This is a genomic window from Oleiphilus sp. HI0128 (assembly GCF_001635365.1).
Genome location: NZ_LWGG01000145.1, coordinates 1 through 968, shown reverse-complemented (window position 1 = coordinate 968; position 968 = coordinate 1). Strand labels below are relative to the sequence as shown.

Annotated in this window: 1 protein-coding gene and 1 pseudogene; both read left to right on the top strand. The window is 47.8% G+C overall.

The features are described from left to right. Positions 1-365 (top strand): annotated as a pseudogene (locus tag A3763_RS01865) (MFS transporter); the annotation flags it as partial. Between the two features lie 49 nt (positions 366-414). After that, positions 415-968, top strand: a 554-nt coding sequence (locus A3763_RS01860) for a single-stranded DNA-binding protein (protein WP_156494825.1), incomplete at its 3' end; no start/stop codon positions are given.

Here is a 968-nt window from a genome sequence, read left to right as displayed (position 1 = left end):
AAGGAACGGCGATGGGGGTTTATTCAACTTGCCAGTTCTTTGGTGCCTTTGTTGGGGGGGTGTTAGGTGGTTGGGTTCTAAGTAGCTATGATGAGTCAGGCGTTTATCTGCTGGTAAGTATTGTTTGTCTTGGCTGGTTTCTATTTGCTCGCGGCATGGCTAACCCAAGCTCTGAAACAGGTATGACCTTAAGTTTCTCAGCTTTGGCAGACTCTCAGGCTCAGGAAATAACCGATAGGCTTAGCTCAGTGGGAGGTGTTGAAGAGGTTGTTTTGGTGCCTGAAGATAAGGTGGCTTATCTCAAAGTAATCAAAGGTAAACTAAATCAGCAGGAGCTGGATTCGGTTATGGAATGCTATCGTTAAGCATGAGACAATAATTAGATTAGAGCAAAAAATAATTCGGGGAAAGGTAATGGCAAGAGGTATAAACAAAGTAATTTTGATCGGTAATTTAGGGCAAGATCCTGATGCGCGCATGACGGCGCAAGGTTCAGCGGTCACAAACCTGAATATTGCTACGGATGAAAGTTATAAAGATAAAAACAGTGGACAGATGGTGCCAAAAACGGAGTGGCATCGTGTTGTTATGTTTAATCGTTTAGCTGAAATTGCAAAAGATTATCTGCGTAAAGGCTCTAAAGTCTATATCGAAGGTAAGTTGCAGACCAGAAAGTGGCAAGATCAAAGCGGACAAGACCGCTATACCACCGAGATTGTTGCGAACGAACTGCAGATGCTAGATAGTAAGCAGGGTGGATTTGATCAGCCGCAAGCAGCCACGCAAGGCGGGTATCAGACACAGCCTGCTCCTCAAGCAGCACCACAAGCACAGGCTGCACCGCAGGGCTATGCGCAGCCACAGCAGGCGGCGCCGGTTCAACAAGGCTATCAGCGCGCGCCACAACAGGGCGGCCAGGCTTATACTCAGGCAGCGCCTCAAACCGCTCCGCAAAGCGCTCCAGCAAT